The organism is Amphritea atlantica (assembly GCF_018860855.1).
Classification (GTDB): Bacteria; Pseudomonadota; Gammaproteobacteria; order Pseudomonadales; family Balneatricaceae; genus Amphritea; species Amphritea atlantica_A.
On sequence record NZ_JAHKQE010000041.1, the window covers coordinates 54,868 to 72,636 of the forward strand.

Annotated in this window: 13 protein-coding genes and 1 pseudogene; 5 read left to right on the forward strand and 9 right to left on the reverse strand. The window is 47.9% G+C overall.

Annotation, left to right across the window (positions count from 1 at the left end):
* Window positions 1–31 precede the first annotated feature (31 nt).
* The 3 genes from KO512_RS16695 to KO512_RS16705 all read right to left on the reverse strand — a co-directional run bounded on the left by KO512_RS16695 (window position 32) and on the right by KO512_RS16705 (window position 2,992).
* Window positions 32–2,119, reverse strand: a complete 2,088-nt coding sequence (locus tag KO512_RS16695) for a Mu transposase C-terminal domain-containing protein (protein WP_215953484.1) — start codon at window positions 2,117–2,119, stop codon at window positions 32–34.
* A 10-nt stretch (window positions 2,120–2,129) separates the two neighbouring features.
* The gene (locus KO512_RS16700) at window positions 2,130–2,594 is read right to left on the reverse strand and encodes a hypothetical protein (protein ID WP_215953485.1); all 465 of its coding nucleotides are present in this window, start codon (window positions 2,592–2,594) and stop codon (window positions 2,130–2,132) included.
* A 113-nt stretch (window positions 2,595–2,707) separates the two neighbouring features.
* A complete protein-coding gene (locus KO512_RS16705; protein WP_215953486.1) occupies window positions 2,708–2,992 on the reverse strand; it encodes a helix-turn-helix domain-containing protein in 285 nt (94 codons plus the stop codon).
* 181 nt (window positions 2,993–3,173) lie between these two features.
* On the opposite strand from KO512_RS16705, the gene KO512_RS16710 reads away from it, so the two are divergent.
* Window positions 3,174–4,112, forward strand: coding sequence for an XRE family transcriptional regulator (locus KO512_RS16710; protein WP_215953487.1), 939 nt, complete (start codon window positions 3,174–3,176; stop codon window positions 4,110–4,112).
* Window positions 4,113–4,858: 746 nt separating this feature from the next.
* A pseudogene (locus KO512_RS20635) lies at window positions 4,859–5,018 on the forward strand (IS5/IS1182 family transposase); the annotation flags it as partial.
* Window positions 5,019–5,382: 364 nt separating this feature from the next.
* Here KO512_RS20635 and KO512_RS16715 read toward each other — a convergent pair.
* The 5 genes from KO512_RS16715 to KO512_RS16735 form a co-directional block, all read right to left on the reverse strand.
* Window positions 5,383–6,033, reverse strand: a complete 651-nt coding sequence (locus KO512_RS16715; RefSeq protein WP_215953488.1) for a GntR family transcriptional regulator — start codon at window positions 6,031–6,033, stop codon at window positions 5,383–5,385.
* The gene (locus KO512_RS16720; RefSeq protein ID WP_215953489.1) at window positions 6,018–7,157 is read right to left on the reverse strand and encodes a mandelate racemase/muconate lactonizing enzyme family protein; all 1,140 of its coding nucleotides are present in this window, start codon (window positions 7,155–7,157) and stop codon (window positions 6,018–6,020) included. Before KO512_RS16720 ends, KO512_RS16715 begins: the two co-directional genes overlap by 16 nt.
* A gap of 9 nt (window positions 7,158–7,166) precedes the next feature.
* Window positions 7,167–8,291 (reverse strand): enolase C-terminal domain-like protein, encoded by a 1,125-nt coding sequence (locus tag KO512_RS16725; protein ID WP_215953490.1) that lies wholly within the window; start codon window positions 8,289–8,291, stop codon window positions 7,167–7,169.
* Window positions 8,292–9,752, reverse strand: coding sequence for a BCCT family transporter (locus KO512_RS16730; protein WP_215953491.1), 1,461 nt, complete (start codon window positions 9,750–9,752; stop codon window positions 8,292–8,294). It abuts the gene before it with no gap.
* Window positions 9,753–9,919: 167 nt separating this feature from the next.
* On the reverse strand, window positions 9,920–11,248 hold the full coding sequence (locus tag KO512_RS16735) for an FAD-dependent oxidoreductase (RefSeq protein ID WP_215953492.1): 1,329 nt from the start codon (window positions 11,246–11,248) through the stop codon (window positions 9,920–9,922).
* A 779-nt stretch (window positions 11,249–12,027) separates the two neighbouring features.
* Between KO512_RS16735 and KO512_RS16740 the strand changes: the two genes are divergently transcribed.
* Window positions 12,028–12,744, forward strand: coding sequence for an outer membrane protein OmpK (locus KO512_RS16740; protein WP_215953493.1), 717 nt, complete (start codon window positions 12,028–12,030; stop codon window positions 12,742–12,744).
* Window positions 12,745–12,797: 53 nt separating this feature from the next.
* Window positions 12,798–14,195, forward strand: coding sequence for a uracil-xanthine permease family protein (locus tag KO512_RS16745; protein ID WP_215953494.1), 1,398 nt, complete (start codon window positions 12,798–12,800; stop codon window positions 14,193–14,195).
* 113 nt (window positions 14,196–14,308) lie between these two features.
* Here KO512_RS16745 and ggt read toward each other — a convergent pair whose 3' ends face one another.
* Entirely contained in the window at window positions 14,309–16,057 is a 1,749-nt protein-coding gene (gene ggt / locus KO512_RS16750) for a gamma-glutamyltransferase (RefSeq protein WP_215953495.1), read from the reverse strand.
* Window positions 16,058–16,415: 358 nt separating this feature from the next.
* Between ggt and KO512_RS16755 the strand changes: the two genes are divergently transcribed.
* The gene (locus KO512_RS16755; RefSeq protein ID WP_215953496.1) at window positions 16,416–17,732 is read left to right on the forward strand and encodes an HDOD domain-containing protein; all 1,317 of its coding nucleotides are present in this window, start codon (window positions 16,416–16,418) and stop codon (window positions 17,730–17,732) included.
* Window positions 17,733–17,769: the final 37 nt, after the last annotated feature.

The window sequence follows — 17,769 nt, forward strand, 5'->3', positions numbered from 1 at the left end:
CTCCTTTAGCGTGTTTGAATGGGCACCGGGATCAGAGGGTGCGAGCCTCTGGTCCCATTTCTTCTTCTCGCCGTGCCCAGGCGGTAAATTCTTTGCTGCTGCTATATTTCTTAAACCAAAATTGATGTGCCTCTGGTACCGGTAGCCCCTGTTGGTAAGCTTGATATAAGGCGATGCGTTCTTGCGTTGTCATCTCTGCGGGTGAGCGGTCTGATGTGGTTATTGGCTCTGGTTCTTCGGCGATGGGTTTCATCCGATTGCTAAGCAAATCGGGGGTGATAGCGCCAATGCCTGGGATGTAAGTAGGGTCTTCTTGCTCGAGCGCTGGGCGACCGCGCAGCTCCGCTTCAACCTCATTCAGTTTTACTTCTAAGCGTCGTTTACGGCCCATTGCGCGCTGTTCGCGGGCGTTGTCCATTACGCTCTTAGGCATGTAATCGACCTTGTTGGCGTTCCATTCGGCTTTGCAAATTAGCGTTCCCGTTTCTGGCTCATACACCCAGATGGCGTCGGGATCGTTAATGTCGTAGGCGATATGTACTTGCTCGCGGTGCCACTCGGTTAAGTCATGGCTGAAATAGATGTTGTTCATGAACTTAATCTCGCCTCGGTTTACCGTGCGGCTGGTGCGAGGACGGAAAACTTGAGCGGCTTCATCACTGCTGAGCAACATGGGCGACCAGCCGTTTGCTTGGTGTTGTTGCCAAAGTTCATCCGGAGTTATATGGCGGCGCTTACCGCTGGTGTCGGTGATCTTTGGTAGGCTGCTGTGAGGGCGAGCGTTGTACCAGTTGATGCGTTCATTAACGAAGGCCATAAAAGATTCCCAACCCATCAGGGGCATCGCGCCATCCTGCTTTATTGCCGCGCGGCTGAGCTTGAATTGATCGTGCCGGGCTTCTGGGTCCATATCTTTGCCTACAAAGCCGATCATCGATTTTGCGGCATCAACCCATAACGTTTGGTGAACTCGTTCAATGACGCCTCGGGCCTGTGAGCTATATGGCAGTGAATGGGTCATTGTGCTGCCCAAGCGCGCTAACACGCCGGTCGCAGTATCTTTCAACATCGCATTGGCATAGCCGCCACCGTTATCGACATAGATCAACGCGGGCACCGCCTGGGTGCATGAGCTGATGAGGGCATCAAGTACCGCGATACTGCTTTCGGCTAGGTCAACCGAGACGCCGACTACTCGGCGTGTTGCTATGTCGATAAAGGTGGTGATCTCAGGGCGAAATGGCCGACCATGTAATGGATGCTGTACTTCTCCGTCATGGGTGTGGCCGTCGGCGCTGTAGATGTCAGCGGGTAGCAGCTGGCTAAAGTCACGGCGAACAAATGGGAGGATGTTCTTTAATTCGCGGGCACCCATTCGGCCTTTCTGCCGAGAGACGCTGCCCATCTTTTTGATGAAACGGCGCACGGCATGAATGCTGGGCAGTTGATCTTGCCCTTCGTATTGGCTAACAAACTGCCGATAAGCATGTTCAACGCTCGGCTTTTCAGGACGCTGCCAACATAACAGGAAGGCATTGGCCCAGGTCGGGATTTTTAATTCCTGTTTTGATTTTGGGGCTAGCGCTTTAACATCTTTAGCAAACCAGCGTTTAATGCTGCGGGCGCTAGGGTATGCCTCTGATGATCGGCCGCGCGGGTCTTTTGCGAGACGTAAAGCTGCGTCTAACACTGGATTGAGTATTTCTAACTGCCCAGTACGCGCTTGTGTCAATAAAGTCGTGATTGCGGCTTCTTTTGTTACGCCGTTCTCGCACATGGCGCTCACTGCATTGATAACGGTGCCTCGGGCGTCTGCGGTGCTGCGCTGCCGATGGGTTAAATCCGTATCTGCTTGGAGTGTTGATGCTGGCTTGACTATCGCGGCTGTCGATTCGTGCAACCGAGGTAGCATGCCTTGTATCTGTTGGGCTTCTAATGCGTTACGGGCCTCGGTAGGAAGGTTGCTAATATGGTATTCATTGGACTCACCACCAATACCGATTGACGTTTGGGATTCCCAGTTTTTAGACTTAGCAAAGCGTATGACTCCGCTTTTTGTCTCGGGGATGCCGGGTAATTTATGTTCGGCTATTTCCTTAGCTGTAAACCACTGTTTCATAATTAAACCCTTACAGCAGCTCAGGCTGCTGGTATCTCTCAATATTGCCGCGCTGATGGGCTAAGTCTTCGATCAGTACGGTGATAGCGTCTAAGACTTCTTCTTGCTCGCTTCTGTCTTCATAAAAATCGATGAGCATTGCGATAACTTTATTGCTATATGAGCTAAGTTCATTGAGCTGACGGTGTTCAGCTTTTCGACCTGTCGGCATTTCAACGATTAATTTATTGGCGCTATGAGCTAGATACTGCGACACGTAATCGATACCGCAGGCCATTTCAAAAGCACGTACTTTGATCGCGGGCATGCGTCCGGTCGCGAGCCATTTATAGAGCGTGTTATGACTTGCTTCGCCCATCAGTTCGGCTAGATGCTCCACACTGCGGTTTTGCTTGCTACGGGCGTACTCGACGCATAGCTCCATCGCGTGCGGTATGCTTCGCGCTCTTAAGTGTTTCCAATCTTTACGGGCCATTTGTGCCACCTCGACTAACTAACCATCCAAATAAAAAGGTTTTCTGCCTCTATTCCTTATTCAATCTGAGCGATACGCTGTATACATTGATTGAAAAGGTGGTTTAAATGGCATCAAGCAACACGACGCGAGTGCGGGTGGGTCAGATTTGTTTTAAAATCAATCTGCTTCTTTTCATAACGAGAGGGCCATATCTCTTCTGGCTCGACTTCAAGAAAAGCGGCGATGATGCGCTCTACTTTCGGGTATCGAATTTTGAGCGCGTTATAGAAAGATGTAGGACGGTTATAGCCGTGCTGACGAGCAAGTTCTGCCAAAGTCGTGCCTTTTTTCTCAATGGCCGCTTTGATGTCAGCTGGGTGCCAGTCTTGCTTTAGATGAGTAGCGTTGTTGCTCATTTTTTTGCCCCTATTTTGTGATATTTTCGCCTATTCGTGCGATGCGTTATGTCTGCATTAAATATAACGCACGAATATACGATAAATCAACACATTTATGCGGTCACGCTTGCAAATAATCGTCTGAATATGCGGCTTGCTTTAAAGTTTCTTAAATATTAAAAGGTTAGGTTATATTTAAATGCATAAAAACGAAGCACAACATGGGTCACACTCACAGGAAAACAAGTGTGACTCGTTTCCTGATCGTATGAACGTGCTGTGTGACAAGGCCGGAGGCGGTGCTGCACTCGCACGAATGGCGGGCGTTTCTGAGTCTGTTGTCCGAAAGTGGAGGCAGGGAGAGTCTGAGCCGAATTTGTCGAAGCTACTCGCTTTGGCCGATGCTGCCGGTGTTTCTGTCGCCTGGTTGGCGGGGCGTGAAGTTTCTATGTTAGCGGATGATAATCAGCCAAATGAGTTGGCAGTTAGATCGATAGCTGGCGATTCTAGCGTTGATACGCAAAGAGAAGAGCGCGTAAAGCAGGGAATGGACAGTATTGAAGAGGCGATGCCCATTGTTGATGAGGCTTTATCTAGTGCCGGGGTTGGTATTGATAGGCACTGGAGACAAATGATTGCTAGCTGGGTGTCAAAATATGAGTTTGAAGAACAGCATATAAAGGATTTAGCATCGTTGATTAGTTCCCAGGCGGAGCTAGCTAATGAGTTTGCGCTAATTCCTGGCTATAACGTAGAAGTTGCGGCCGGTAGTGGTGCGTTTCCTAGCAATGAGGCTCCATCGCGCCGCTTAGCGTTCCGTCATAAGTGGCTAAGATTCAAAGGGCTAAACGAAAAGAACCTGGTATTGGTTTTCGCTCGCGGAGATAGTATGGAGCCAACCATTAGCGATAATAATACGCTGATGATTGATACCGGCCAGCGTGAGCTGAGTGACGGCGCTATCTATGTTATTCGTGTTAATTCGCACTTGGTTGTCAAACGGGTTCAGACATTACTAAATCGCGATATCATGCTGATAAGTGATAATACCGCCTACCACCCAGAGACGCTGAGTCCATGGCAGCTAAATGACTTAGAGGTGATTGGAAAGGTAGTCTGGATAGGAAAGGATATTTAGCAGTGAAGTGTTGCGATTAGCGCTGTTTTTGTCCGTGGTGACAAAAACAGCGCCTAATTCTTGATAACGCGCTTATTCAAATCGCTAAGCGCGTAATGTCTAACGGGCTTAATCAAACGGCGATATCTTCCTCAATCCCCCAGCTCATGGGCGTCCCGCTATTTCCCGTCTCTTCCCGGTTAATCCCGCTTATATATGCCAATACAGTCACTAGATCACACGATTATTCGTCGCTACGCTCCTCACCCTTCGGGTCATCGTCAAAGAGCGACGATGTTGTTATGGCCTGCGGCCATCGCTCCAAGTCCGGGCACCATTTATACTTTTAAGCCTTGCAGTCAAATGCAGGGCTTTTTTTGGGTTCTGGCTGGGATCAAACTCCTTCTCACTGTCTCCTATTCTTTGCTGCAATTTACATTACTCCATTTTTTGTTATTCCCCTCCAGCATTAGTTTTTTGTACTCTGCTTTAAAGTATTTTTCACTCTTTGTTGTACAGCTGGTGCAAACATCATTATTTAATTGCCCCTAAATTCTGTGGATAACCCTGTTCGCAAGGGATCCTGTGATTAAGTCCACAGCATGAGATAATATTAACCCTCATGACTTGAGGTGGGTTTGATGGATCAGCCGTTCATTTTCTCCGGCAGTGGATTCAATTTTAAACGCCATCGAACACCTTTCGGGAGCGTATGGAATTGCTGATTCCTTGGCTGAGGCTGGAGTCGGTGATCGAGCCTCATTACCAGAAAGGTCTTTTCTGAAGTAAGCAACTGGCTGACTGAAGTTAGCGTGCTGATCAAAGAGGGTATCCTGATGGATGCCACTATCATCGAGACGCCCAGCTCAACCAAAAATAAAGCGGGTGGCGTGACCAGAGATGCATCAGGTTAAAAAAGGTAATCAATAGCTCTTTGGCTGTGCGATCTGAAAGTCGCATGTATTACTGTTTCGCAGGGTATGTTTACCTGACGAAACGGATTGTTTCACCAACCGTTTCCTACTCGTACGTGCGGAACTGGTAACAGCACCGTGCGAAGACAATTTTTCAGCAACGACAGTTCTGATCGTTAGGCACATTAAAATACGTAGTGCTGTAAACCCCTATAATTCGATATGGAACGCTTACCTAGAGCGTCGCCATCGATCGGTATTTCCGTCTGAATGTCCGAAAACGGTGTGCAGATGATTAAAAAGCGAACAAATGCTGACGATTATGCGGTCGAATGGCTTTGATTATCGATATCGCTTAATCACAGGAACCAGCTTCTTCATTTGAAAGGTTCTAACTGTGCTTTAGTGAAGTCTTGCAAATACTTGACTAACTCAGCTGATGCACCTAGAGCTTCTTTCTCATCCTGATTAAGGAGTGCTTGCATCTGTCTTATATAGAGTTTAATACAATAGTTCTGATCTTTGTCGGTGGCGTAGTAGCACCAAAAACGGCGCGAAAGCCCCTGGGTAGTTTTGATCGATGCAAGAATAAACTCATTTTTGGATGATTGGGCGAGAATGTCGTGGATCTGCTGAAGGACGGCCATAAACCCCTTGCGGTCTTCGTTTGACAGCCCTTGTAGTGCATCGATAATGATATTGATCTGAACTTTATCTTCAACGGTGATCCGTTCTACTGCTTTTTCAATACACAGCTGTTCAATCAGGGCGCGAGGTTCTAGCAACTTCAGCATTGTTAGCGGATTTAACTCAGGAATCACCACTCCGGCGCGTGACAGGCGAACTAAGTTTTCGTTGGCAAGTTTCATCAGTGCTTCACGTACCGGCGTGCGGCCAATGTCCAGATACTCGCTGACTTCCGTTTCAGTCATCACAGCGCCTGGGGCGATCCTGCAATCGACAATTGCCGCTTCAAGTTTTTCGGCGGCAATTTCGGCTTTGGTTTTTTTCTCTATGGAATTGTGCATTCGCGGATTATATCCCAATTCAACTCTAATCCGAGCCCGTATTGATCTTTTTCTATTGAAATCATACCGTTTTCTTTGACTCTGATAGGATTTGTTATTAGTTTCTGGCGTAGAGTCGAAGGACTAGTAGAGTATTCTAAAGGTTCAATTGCCTGCTGGGCGCACAGAAAGTGAGCATTTACGCCGATGGTCAAATCAGTATTGTAGGCATGGGGAATAATACGCTTGCCGCTATGCATTAACAGTTGTTGCAGTTTTATCGTCTCGCTGACGCCACCAAACATGGTGATATCCGGTTGTGCTATATCAAATGCATTTGCCTCAATATACGGCAGAAATTCTTTGCAGGTGGTAAAGCCAAGATCACCTACCCCGACGGGAATCTGTGTCAAGGATCGGAGTTGCCGGTGATCATGCAAATTATCTAGATCGAAGGGTGCTTCAATCCACTTAAAGTTTAATTTTTGCAGAGTCTCGATAAATGGTTCTAACTGGGATAGTTGTGTAAACTCCATCGCAACATCCAGCATTAAGTGTGTTTCACTACCGACCAATGCCCGCAAGTCGTATAGGTTCTGGATGGTTTTTTCCTTGTCAGCCCACCAGGGTTCAACACATATTTTTATTCGCTTAAAGCCCTGTTCTAGGTACGGGATAACTTGCTGCCGGAATGCTTCACGTTCTTCCGCCATTGGATAGATGGTAGCGTAAGTCGGGATCTGCTGATGCTTCATTCCACCAAAGTAGTCGTACAGTGGGCGTTGCTCGGTACGTGCAAACAGGTCCCAGAGGGCAATATCCAGAGCGCTGATAGCATGGATTGCGATACCGTGTCGGCCATGCCAGTTAGTGCTCTGGTACATTTTGTGCCATAGACGGCGGGGGTCATCCAAGGTTTCACCTTCCAGTACGCTGGAGAGGCCGCTGGATAGGTGATTATATGGTGCTGATTCAATCAGCGCTTTGATGATCTGAGGTGGTGAGTCACTTTCACCTATACCGTACAGACCGTTGTCTCCGCGGACCACGACTAGTACGTTTTGATAGCTTCCCTCAAAGCGAACAAAATCTGCTTGTGGGTCTTGCAGGCAGTATACTTCAATGGCTTCTATTTTTACGCTCATGGTCGCCTCTTAGATTGTAAACTGTCGGTGTTGATAAACGAAAGGCTCAAGTTGATCCCAGTCCAGTTCTATTCCTAAACCGGGCAAATCGGTTGGGTGAATATAACCCTCGTTGTCCGGTCGGAACACTTGCTTTGCGCCTACTTCATACTTTTCATAGGGCGCTGCTTGTTCAAAGTACTCACAGTTATCGTACGCCAGCATAAGATGCAGATTAGCTGCTTGAGTTAGGGTATAGCCCCAAGATTGTACTTCAGCATTAAGGCCTTGAGCACGGGTAACCCCCATCACTTGAGTAGCACCGGTATAGCCGCCAATACTAGTGACATCGAAACGGCTGCGGTCCCAGCAATGGTTCTGTAAACCGTATTTGATCAGGTTCAGATTTGGTAATGAGTTGCCCCCACTGACCACGTCGATATCCAGTGCACTTGCCAGCTGTTGATAACCGTCCAAGTTGGAATCGGATAGGGGTTCTTCGAAAAAATCCCACTTGTACTGATCCAGAAGACGGCCCATTTGTAAGGCTTGCTGATAGGAGTAATTGGAGTCTACATCAAGGCTCCAGCCGATATTTTTATCCGCAAATTCGGTCTGTAAGGTTTTCACCAACACCACATCTTCTGCAAATATACAGCGCGGGTGAATCTTAATCGCATTAAAGCCCTGATCGAGCATGCGGTGACAATATTCGACATAGTCTTCGATAGTCTCGAGTAACGGGCTGGACGCATATGCCCGAACTTTATCCTGTGCGGCTCCGAGCATCTGATAGATTGGCAGGTTCAGTGATTTTGCCTTGGCATCGTGTAGAGCGATATCGAATAACGACATAGAAAGGTGCTTCAGCGGAACATATCTGCTAGCCATATCAGCAGAAATCTGAGGGATGTCATAGAGCCTCTTGCCCAATAGAAAGGGTGCCATTAAGGCTGCGCTGTGAAAGGCGGTTTGATCGAATTCATGCTCGGTATAGGTGGTCAGGCCAGCAATGCCTTGCAGACCATTATCAAAGGTGATGCGGGTGACAATCATCGCTTCACACATCGGCCCTAGGAAAGAAGACCAGCTGACCTTCTTTCCATCAGGGCCTATTGCGAAAAGATCGATTTTCTTCACAATAGGTTGAGTCATTTAAGCGTTATCCTCATTGATGTATTTGATAGTAGTGATCATCATCAGTACCAAAATGGCCATCACCGGCAGACCCACAAGTACAGAAGCGGTTTGCATGCTCTTCAAACCACCTAGGAACATCAGGGTCAGCGGCAGGATAGCGATGGCAAAACACCAGAACAGACGATTTGAGCGCTCCGGTTCCTGACCTTCATCCAACTCTTTTGTTGTAGTGCAGGCCATAACATAGGCCGCAGAGTCGAAAGTTGTTGCTAGTAGAACGATTCCTGATGCCGCAACGCAGAGCAATATCAGACCACTGGCAGGCAAGGTTTTGAATATCTCAATAATCGCAGTGGCAACGCCTTCGCTATTCACAAGTTCTGATACCTGTAAAACGTCGGTCATCTGCAAGTTAATACCGTAGCCGCCCAGTACCATATAGAATAAGGCGCAACCGAGAGAACCATAGGTCAGCATGCCGGTAATTACTTCACGAATCGTACGGCCACGGGAAATTCGCGTTACAAACATCCCCATGAACGGTGCATAAGCAACCCACCATGCCCAATAGAAAACGGTCCACGCCTGTGGGAAACCACTCTTGTTTACGCTATCTGTCCAGGTACTCATCTTGATGTAGTTTTCAAGCGCATAACCTAGGGAGTCCATGCCGAGACCGATAATGAATTTGGTTGGTCCGACAACAAGAATATAAGCAACAATTGCCAGTGTTAATAGCGTAGAAAATGTACTTAGACGCTTAATACCCTGAGACAGCCCTAAACCACTGCTGACAGAGAATATTGCAGTACAAACCAGGATAACGGTCATATCCATATAGATACCGCTACTGACACCGAGTACTTCAGCTAGAGCGCCACTTATCATTGGTGTACCCAGTCCCAGAGAGGTTGCTGCAGCACCCAGCACACCAAAAATAAACGTATAGTTAATGATCGTGCCTAACGGACCATCGACCAGATTACCCAATGCACCACGGCATGACTCACTGACTTTGTAGATGTGCTTCTTCCGAACATAGTAAATGTAAGAGATTGCGATGGTGGGTACACAGTAAAGCGCCCATGCAGTCGGCCCCCAGTGGAAGATGCCATAGCCTTGAGCCACTGTGTACATTTCCAGAGACTTTGCTTCCAGTCCGAATGGCGTCCATGCATAGTGATAACCCCATTCAGTGCCACCCCATAGAACAAGACCCGAGGCTATGCCTGCAAGAAATACCATCGCCCCCCAAGCGCCTTTGGAAAACTCCGGAGCCGCATCTTTATCGGCACTTAGTTTGATGCTTCCATGACGAGAGAAAGCTAAAGAAAGCAGGAAAATAAGGGCGGCAAGACCTATACTTAGAAAAGCAAAATCAAAGGTATTGGTCATCCACTTGAAGACCACGTTTATATTTACCTTTGCCGCTTCCGGGAAGGCAATGATGGGGATGGCCACAGAAGCAATTATCAACAGACTGATAACCTGCATCCTGTGATTTGTTTCAACGGTTTTCACGGGTGTATCTGTTATTTCTGTATCCTTAGGAATCTCTTTAGTTTTTATATTCATGGAGTTACCTGTAATATTTATTATCTAAGGTTTAGAAGTCAGCCAATGATTAATGGCCGAAAGCGTTATTAGTTGTTTTTCATCAGCTGTGCGATGTGTGTCCCTTCAATCATCTGAAAAGGTTTTTCTTCGCTGATAGCAATATCTGCTGCCAGCGCTGCCGCTCTGCCGTATTCGAAGCACTGCGCGGTTACACGACAGCTGGCTAAGGCTTCGTGCTCACTACTCAAGCAGCGACCTGCGACAATGATGTTCTTACCGACTTTAGGTACTAGGGTGTGAAACGGAACTTCGTAGTAGTCATTAACCAACCATTCGGTTTTCGGCTTGGCACCGTAGTGCAACTCGATCGGCCATGATGTTTTGACAATGCCGTCGTTAAACTTTCGCTTGTTGATAACATCATCATTTTTAAGTGTTGCCATACCATCGATCGTACGAGTTTGACGAACACCTACTTCAGTGGCGTAGTCAATGAAGTAGCTATCTTCACAGCCGGGCACGTTTGCTTTCATAAAGTTAAAGAAAGCTTCTGCCTGATAGATAGAGAACTGTTCAGCTTCGGTATGATCAACAGGGTCGGTAACGTCCAGTGCGCGTTTATCAAAACCGGTGATTTTAGTTGCATTAACCAGTAGTTCGCCTGGATTCACTGTCGGGAATAACCAGACTTTCTTACGCAATAAATCATCATGAGCTTCTAACATGCTGACGACTTTAGGTGGGGATATCGTGTTCTCACCCCAATAAGCCAGATACTTCTCCATATGTACGTTGCCAACTTTGAACATCATGGTTGGATTCTGGATAACGCCGTTATTGCCCTTGCTGGTCTTCAGGCCCATTTTGTAAACAACATCAGCATCGCCACTGGCATCGATTACTTTCTTGGCATAGACGGATGTAAAGCCTGATTTGGTATGCAAAACCATTCCTTTCAGTTCATCGTCTTCCGCTATCACATCAATCATCTGGGTGTGGTATAGCACGGTGATGTTGGCTGCACGGAGCATATTCGTGGCTACTTTTTTGTATTTTGCGCAGTCATGGGTGGCCACCCATGTGTTGCCGTAGACCTGTGGTTCAGTCAGTCCACCTTCACGATATAGTGCGTCACGAAATCGTTCGGCAAAGCCAAATATGATTTGCTCCGGTGTCCTTTTTTGAGGGTCTTCAACGGTCATATACAGGCCGCAGATAGTGCCGGACAGTCCTGCCACAGCAGCACCACCACAAAAACCGAGTCGTTCGATCAGGAGTACACTACGGCCGCATTCGCTGGCAGTTACTGCTGCTGCAATACCTGCAGGTCCACCGCCGACGACAATGACATCAAAGAGGCCAAAGCAAGATAGTTGGTTCTTAAATTCGGATGGAAGGTTCTCTGTATATGTCATGGTAGTCACACTATATTTCTTAAATATATTTAGAATATATTTAAAGTATTGTTAAAAGTAGTTGAGTTGTCAAGCTCAAAAAATAACCAGCTTTATTGTTTATTAGAGTCAGTGAGGAAAATGAGTACTAAATCAGTAGGTTAAGGAGTTTAAGTGAAGGCGTGCTAAAGGCGCCGATAACAAGCAATAGATGGACTCCAAGGGGTGATCGAAATCAATCATTACAAATCAGTGATGTGACGTTCCTCTGAATCCATAGGCGAAATCGGTCAGAAGTAGAGCGCTTTCCTCTTTCTGGTATTTACTGTAGCGGAGAACACTCATAGACAAGCAGGTTTGATACTCAATACGCTCCTCACCCTTCGGGTCATCGTCAAAGAGCAACGATGTTGTTATGGCCTGCGGCGGTCGATCCTTGTCTGAAGATCATTCGTTTAAAGCTCTAACGTTAAGTGCAGGACTATTTGATGATCTAGGGTTATCCGCGAGATCATGACTAGTTGTATACAATAACGGTTAATTATTGTGTTAACTTTTGCACTAAAAGTAATCGTTTTTGAAGATAGGTTGAAGGGGGTGCCTTGTAATGAGGCAGAGGTTTTTTCTCGTAAACAATCGTTTTAATAAAATTTATCCTATTTAACACGCTGTTTTAAAACACTATCTATCCTGTCTTTTAATTTTTCTGACCACTTGGCCAGCTTTTTGCTCAAGTAGAGTAAAGGGCTCTGTAAGACAGCCTGATAATTAAATAATGAAAGAATGGGATGATGATCACTATGAAACGTAAACTCGCATTGGCCGCTCTAACCGCAAGTGCTTTTATCGCTACTCCAGCGTCCGCCGAGATGCTTTGGACCAATACCAGCCTGAGTTACTTGAAAGGTGATGATTATAAGTTCACCCCCACCGGTAATATGGATGTGGTAACACTGGAAAATGCTACCGGCCATAACTGGGGCGACACCTTCCTATTTATTGACCGCACCATGCCTGAAGATGGCGATAGTAGTTTCTATGGTGAGTTCTCTCCCCGTTTGAGCTTGGGTTATGCCTCCGGTAGCGATCTCTCTTTTGGCCTCGTTAAGGATGTCTACTTGGCGGGTACTTGGGAGGCGGGCGATGGCTTTGATAATCATCTCTACGGTGTGAGTGTTGACCTCGATATTCCTGGGTTCCGTTATTTCACCGCTAGTGTGTACAAGGCTAATAACGAGTTTGCGGATAACGATGAGCAGCTGACGCTGACCTGGGCATACCCTATCGAAGCGGGCAGTCAAGAGTTTCTGATTGATGGCTTCCTTGACTGGAGCACGAGCAGCGATACTAACGAATCTGAGATGAACTTCACGCCGCAGATAAAATGGAATGCCGGAAAAAATATGGGGCTGAAATCGCCTCTTTATGTCGGTATTGAGTATGCCTATTGGAACAATAAATACGGTAGCACTATCGATGAGCGTAACGCGTCATTACTGCTGAAATGGCATTTCTGATCGTTCATTGGATTGTTGCGGGCGGCATGTCCCGCAACGCATAAGGAGGTCTTATGTCTATACATAACTCAAATGATTTGATCTATGCACTGGACGCTAAGCCCGGTGTTTTAGAATCAGGTTTCGCTGCGTTGCAGCATGTGCTGGCCAGTTTTATTGGTATTATCACGCCAACACTGATTATCGGTGGTGTGCTTGGATTAGGTGAGCATGTGCCCTATCTGATTAGCATGGCGTTGATGGTATCCGGTGTGGGGACAATTATTCAGGCCCGGCGTCCATTAGGCATGGGCGCAGGGATGATCTGCGTGCAGGGGACCAGCTTTGCCTTTCTAAGCTCGGTGCTCGCAGCAGGTTTTATTGCCAAAGGGCAGGGCGGTGGTCCAGAAGAGATTCTCTCCCTTATTTTTGGCGTGTGTTTGCTCGGTGCTTTTATTGAGATTTTCCTGAGCCAGTTTATTCATAAGCTCAAGCGTATTATTACCCCGTTAGTTACCGGTATTGTGATTACGATTATCGGTGCCAGCCTGATTAAAGTAGGCATGACCGACTTAGCGGGTGGCTTTAAAGCGAAAGACTTTGGCGATCCTGCCAATCTAATGCTGGGCGGTATTGTTCTGATCAGTATTATTGCCCTAAACCGTTCTAGCAATAGCTGGATTCGTCTGTCATCGATCGTGTTAGGGCTAGTGATCGGGATGGTCATTGCCGGATTTATGGGCAAAATCAGTTTTGCCAACCTGAGTAGTTTGCCCGTTATCAGTATTCCAGTGCCGTTTAAATATGGTTTCTCGTTTGATTGGAGCGCTTTCTTACCGATTGCGTTGATCTATATGATTACCGCCATTGAATCTACAGGTGACATCACGGCTAACTGTATGGTGTCTAAACAGCCGATTAAAGGGGATGAGTATATCGCTCGTGTTCGCGGTGGCGTGTTTGCCGATGGTTTTAACTCTCTGTTGGCGGCGGTGTTTAACACCTTTCCTAACACTACCTTTAGTCAGAACAACGGTGTGATTCAATTAACCGGCGTTGCCAGTAAGCATATCGCGTTGTATATCGGCGCTATTTTGTTGTTGCTCGGATTGTTTCCGATGATTGGCGGTATCTTACAGCAGATCCCTAAGCCCGTTTTGGGCGGTGCGACCTTGGTGATGTTTGGTACAGTGGCTGCTGCTGGGATCAAGATTATTGCATCGGAACACCTCGATCGCCGTAAGCTTCTGATTATGGCTGTGGCATTTGGTATGGGGCTAGGTGTTAGCATGACGCCAGGTCTGCTGGATCAACTGCCGAAGATGGTGCAAAGCGTATTTGGTTCGCCGATTACGACCGGCGGTATGGCAGCGATTATTCTAAGTTTGCTTTTGCCAGAGGAACTGGGCGAAAAGGAAGCGGTTGCTGAAGCGGCGACGGTTAGCGATTTGAGCGCTGCACAGGTCGACTAAATACTCGGCCTTGAGTGATATTGGCCAATAAAACACCGCGTTGATCGCGGTGTTTTTGTGTGTGTTAGGTCGAGTGATTAGTTGAAAAGAATCTGACGTAACCGTGTGCGGTATTAATCGCCCATCGCCGTGCCCTCTCGGCGGGGATCGACGGCGCTTCTCCATGAGCCATCAGGCTGCCGGAAAAAGCCATGTAGGCCGCTGTTTTGGTCTTTGACTTTGGTTTGGTGCCCCAGAGCTTGTAAGGGGGCCGCGAGTGTTTCTGCAAAGGTGCCCGCTTCCAGTTCAGTCACGCCGTTGCGGTTAACCACATGAGGGCTATTGAAGGCCTCTTGTAGGCTGAGGTCTGTGCTGAGTTTAAGGTACAGGTTTTTTGCAACATAGCTGATGATACGGCTGCCACCGGGGGAGCCCAGCGCCGCAACCAATTGGTTATCCTGATCAAACACCATCATGGGGGACATCGAACTGCGCGGGCGTTTATTGGCTTGCACTCGGTTGGCGACCGGTTTGCCATCTTTCTCGGCAATAAAGGAAAAGTCGGTGAGTTGATTATTGAGTAAGAAGCCACCGGCCATCAGGGTTGAGCCGAAGGCCATTTCGATACTGCTGGTGATCGATACGGCATTGCCCCATTTATCGACAATGACAAAGTGGCTGGTGGAGGGGAGCTCAGGGGAGCGGTCGTCGGCCTGGCTGATGATTTTTGGCAACTCACCGGGGCTGGCTTGGCCCATATCTTTCAGTGGGCTGATCAGTTGGCTACGCTGTTGCAAATAGGCTTCGTCTAGCAGGGCATCAACCGGTACATCGATAAAGTCGCTGTCGGCTAGATAACGGGCGCGATCGGCATAGGCCAGTCGACTCGCTTGAGTTAGCAGATGATAAAAGGCTACGCTGTCCGGTTGTTGTGGCTGTGACTCCGCCAATTCCATGAGTTTAATTATTTGTAGGGTCGTCACACCGCCGGAGGTTGGTGGAGGAAAACCGCAAACGCGATATTGCCGAAAGGGTCGGCAGATCGCTTGCCGTGCGACCGGGCGATAGTTTTGTAGATCACTCAGTTGCAGCCTGCCGGGGTTATCGGTGGCTTGCTTCACGGCGGCGACAATTTTCTGGCTGAGTTCCCCCTGATAAAAAGCAGTAGCGCCCTGTTGTGCAATCTGTTGCAGTGAGTGCGCGAGTGCTGGGTTGGTCCGTCGGTATCCTTCAGGTAGCGGTTCTCCTTCGGGCGTAAAGAAATAATCACGAGCTTCGGGATAACGTCCCAGCCCCGGATTGATTTTTGAAGCCAATAGTTGATGGAGTCTGGCACCGACACTGAAGCCTGATTCAGAGGTTTTAATTGCTTCACTAAATAACGAAGTCCAAGGTTTCTTACCATACTGCTTGTGGCTAAATTCGAGCATCGCGAGCACGCCTGGTGTGCCCACCGAGCGACCGCCAACCATCGCATCCCACCAGTTCATCGGCGTTCCCTCTTCGGTTAAAAAAAGGTTTTCATCGGCGGAGGCTGGGGCTGTTTCTCGGCCATCAAAGGCGGTTAAGCGTTGAGTACTGTTATCCCAATAGAGCATAAAGGCACCGCCGCCGATGCCGGAAGATTGCGGCTCTACCAGTGTGAGCATCGCCTGAACCGCTACCGCGGCGTCGACGGCACTCCCCCCTTGTTGTAAGACGTTATAGCCTGCCTGAGTGGCGAGTGGGTGAGCCGTAACCACCATCTGCTGCTGTGCTGTAATAACTTTTTGCTGGAGCGTGCCTGTGGCTGATTCCGGTGCTAGGTCTTCATTAACCGCATAGGTTAATGATGAAACGAAGGCGAGTGTGGCGAAAATAATAGAGAGATAAGGTGTTCGCATAATTCAATTCCTGAAGCGCCTATCGCGGATAGTTGAAGATAATATGAGTTGTTATTAAAGCAGATATTGGCGCAGGTTTTTGAATAAAGCCGGTTTATCGAGCATAAATTTATGCTGAAAGTTCGTTCATCGTTTTATCGCTGTCTATATTGAAATGTATATCGGCTGGGGAGTGCGCATCTGAGGGTGTTAACGGCGAATAAACAGAGGCTAAGCGTCTCTTCAGGGGCGGCTCGGAATGAGTAGTGTAGTTGTGTTGGCTAATTGTTGACGGCCTTATACTAACATTGGTTAAAGATGAGGCGTTTGAGGCCGATACCCTTAAGTTAAGGACTCACTAGCAACTAGGAGATTCACTTTGTCCATAGCGGTAAAATCTATTTCTAGCGCGGATGATGATGCTAAAACCATTAGAATGGTGCTCTTAAATGACCATGAAGGTAAAGCACTGGTCTTGTTGCCGGCCAATATGTTGTTGAATTTGGTTAGCATCTGGAAACATTCGGGGCGGCATTTGCAACCGGTGAGAGGCTCGGATGCCACTAAATTTTTTAGTCAAACAGCTTTAAGCATTGAGCACGGCCAAGAACAGCTATTTCAGCTGCCGGTTTTCATTGATAGCTCGATTGAGGGGTATGAACACTTCAATGTAGTTGAGGCATATACCGGACTCTCTTTTGAGGCACATAAAGAGTGGTTTAGGGATCATCTGTCCCACTGCTCGTTGGGGCTGACACCTCATACGATTGAGCAGTATCAGCCGGCCGGTAGCGATGAGCAGGTGATTACACGAGCGGTTGAGCGTTTTACCACGTTGCGAATACAGCAGCGCTTGGAAGATACCCTCGGCTTGCCGCCCTTGCCGATGACGATGAAACGTTTGCTTGAGCTGCGCTCTGATCCGATTGCGGGTATTGATGATTTAGTGCCGTTGGTGTGCAGTGATGCTTCGTTGGCATCTCAGGTGATGAGCTGGGCAGCATCTCCTTACTATGCTGCGCCGGGTGAAGTTCATTCGGTGGAAGACGCGGTGATTCGCGTGCTGGGTTTTGATCTGGTGGTCAATTTGGCGTTGGGCGTGGCGATGGGCAAAACCCTAACGATTCCTGATGATACCCCGCGGGATGGCGTGCCTTATTGGCAGCAGTCTGTTTATGTCGCCGCGACTGCGGAGTTGATCTGCAAGAAAATCCCTGCTGAGAGCCGACCGAAGGCGGGTTTGGTATATCTGGCTGGGTTGCTGCAAAACTTTGGTTATCTGGTGTTGGCGCATCTGTTTCCGCCGCACTTCGCACTGCTGTCACGTTATATTGAGGCGAATCCTCATATGCCGTTGGAGTATGTTGAAAAGCAAGTGATGAATGTTACCCGTGAGCAGATTGGTGCATGGTTGTTAGATGATTGGGGGTTGCCAGAAGTCGTGGTGGAAGCGGTACGTCATCATAATGACCTTAGCTATGATGGTATTGCGAGCCATGAGGCGAAGCTGATCTATATTGTCAACCGAGAATTGCGTCGACGCGGTTTGGCTGACGGTCCGATTGAGGAGGTTGCCGATAGTTTGCTGCAACAGTTAGGGTTAAATCGGGCGGAGGTTGATAAAGCCGTTGCTCTGATTGCAGATAATACCGATGAGTTGGATGCCTTGGTGCATACTTTCATGCGTGGCCATTAGGGCTGCAGAAGGTTGATTGAATCTTGGTTTGTTTAAA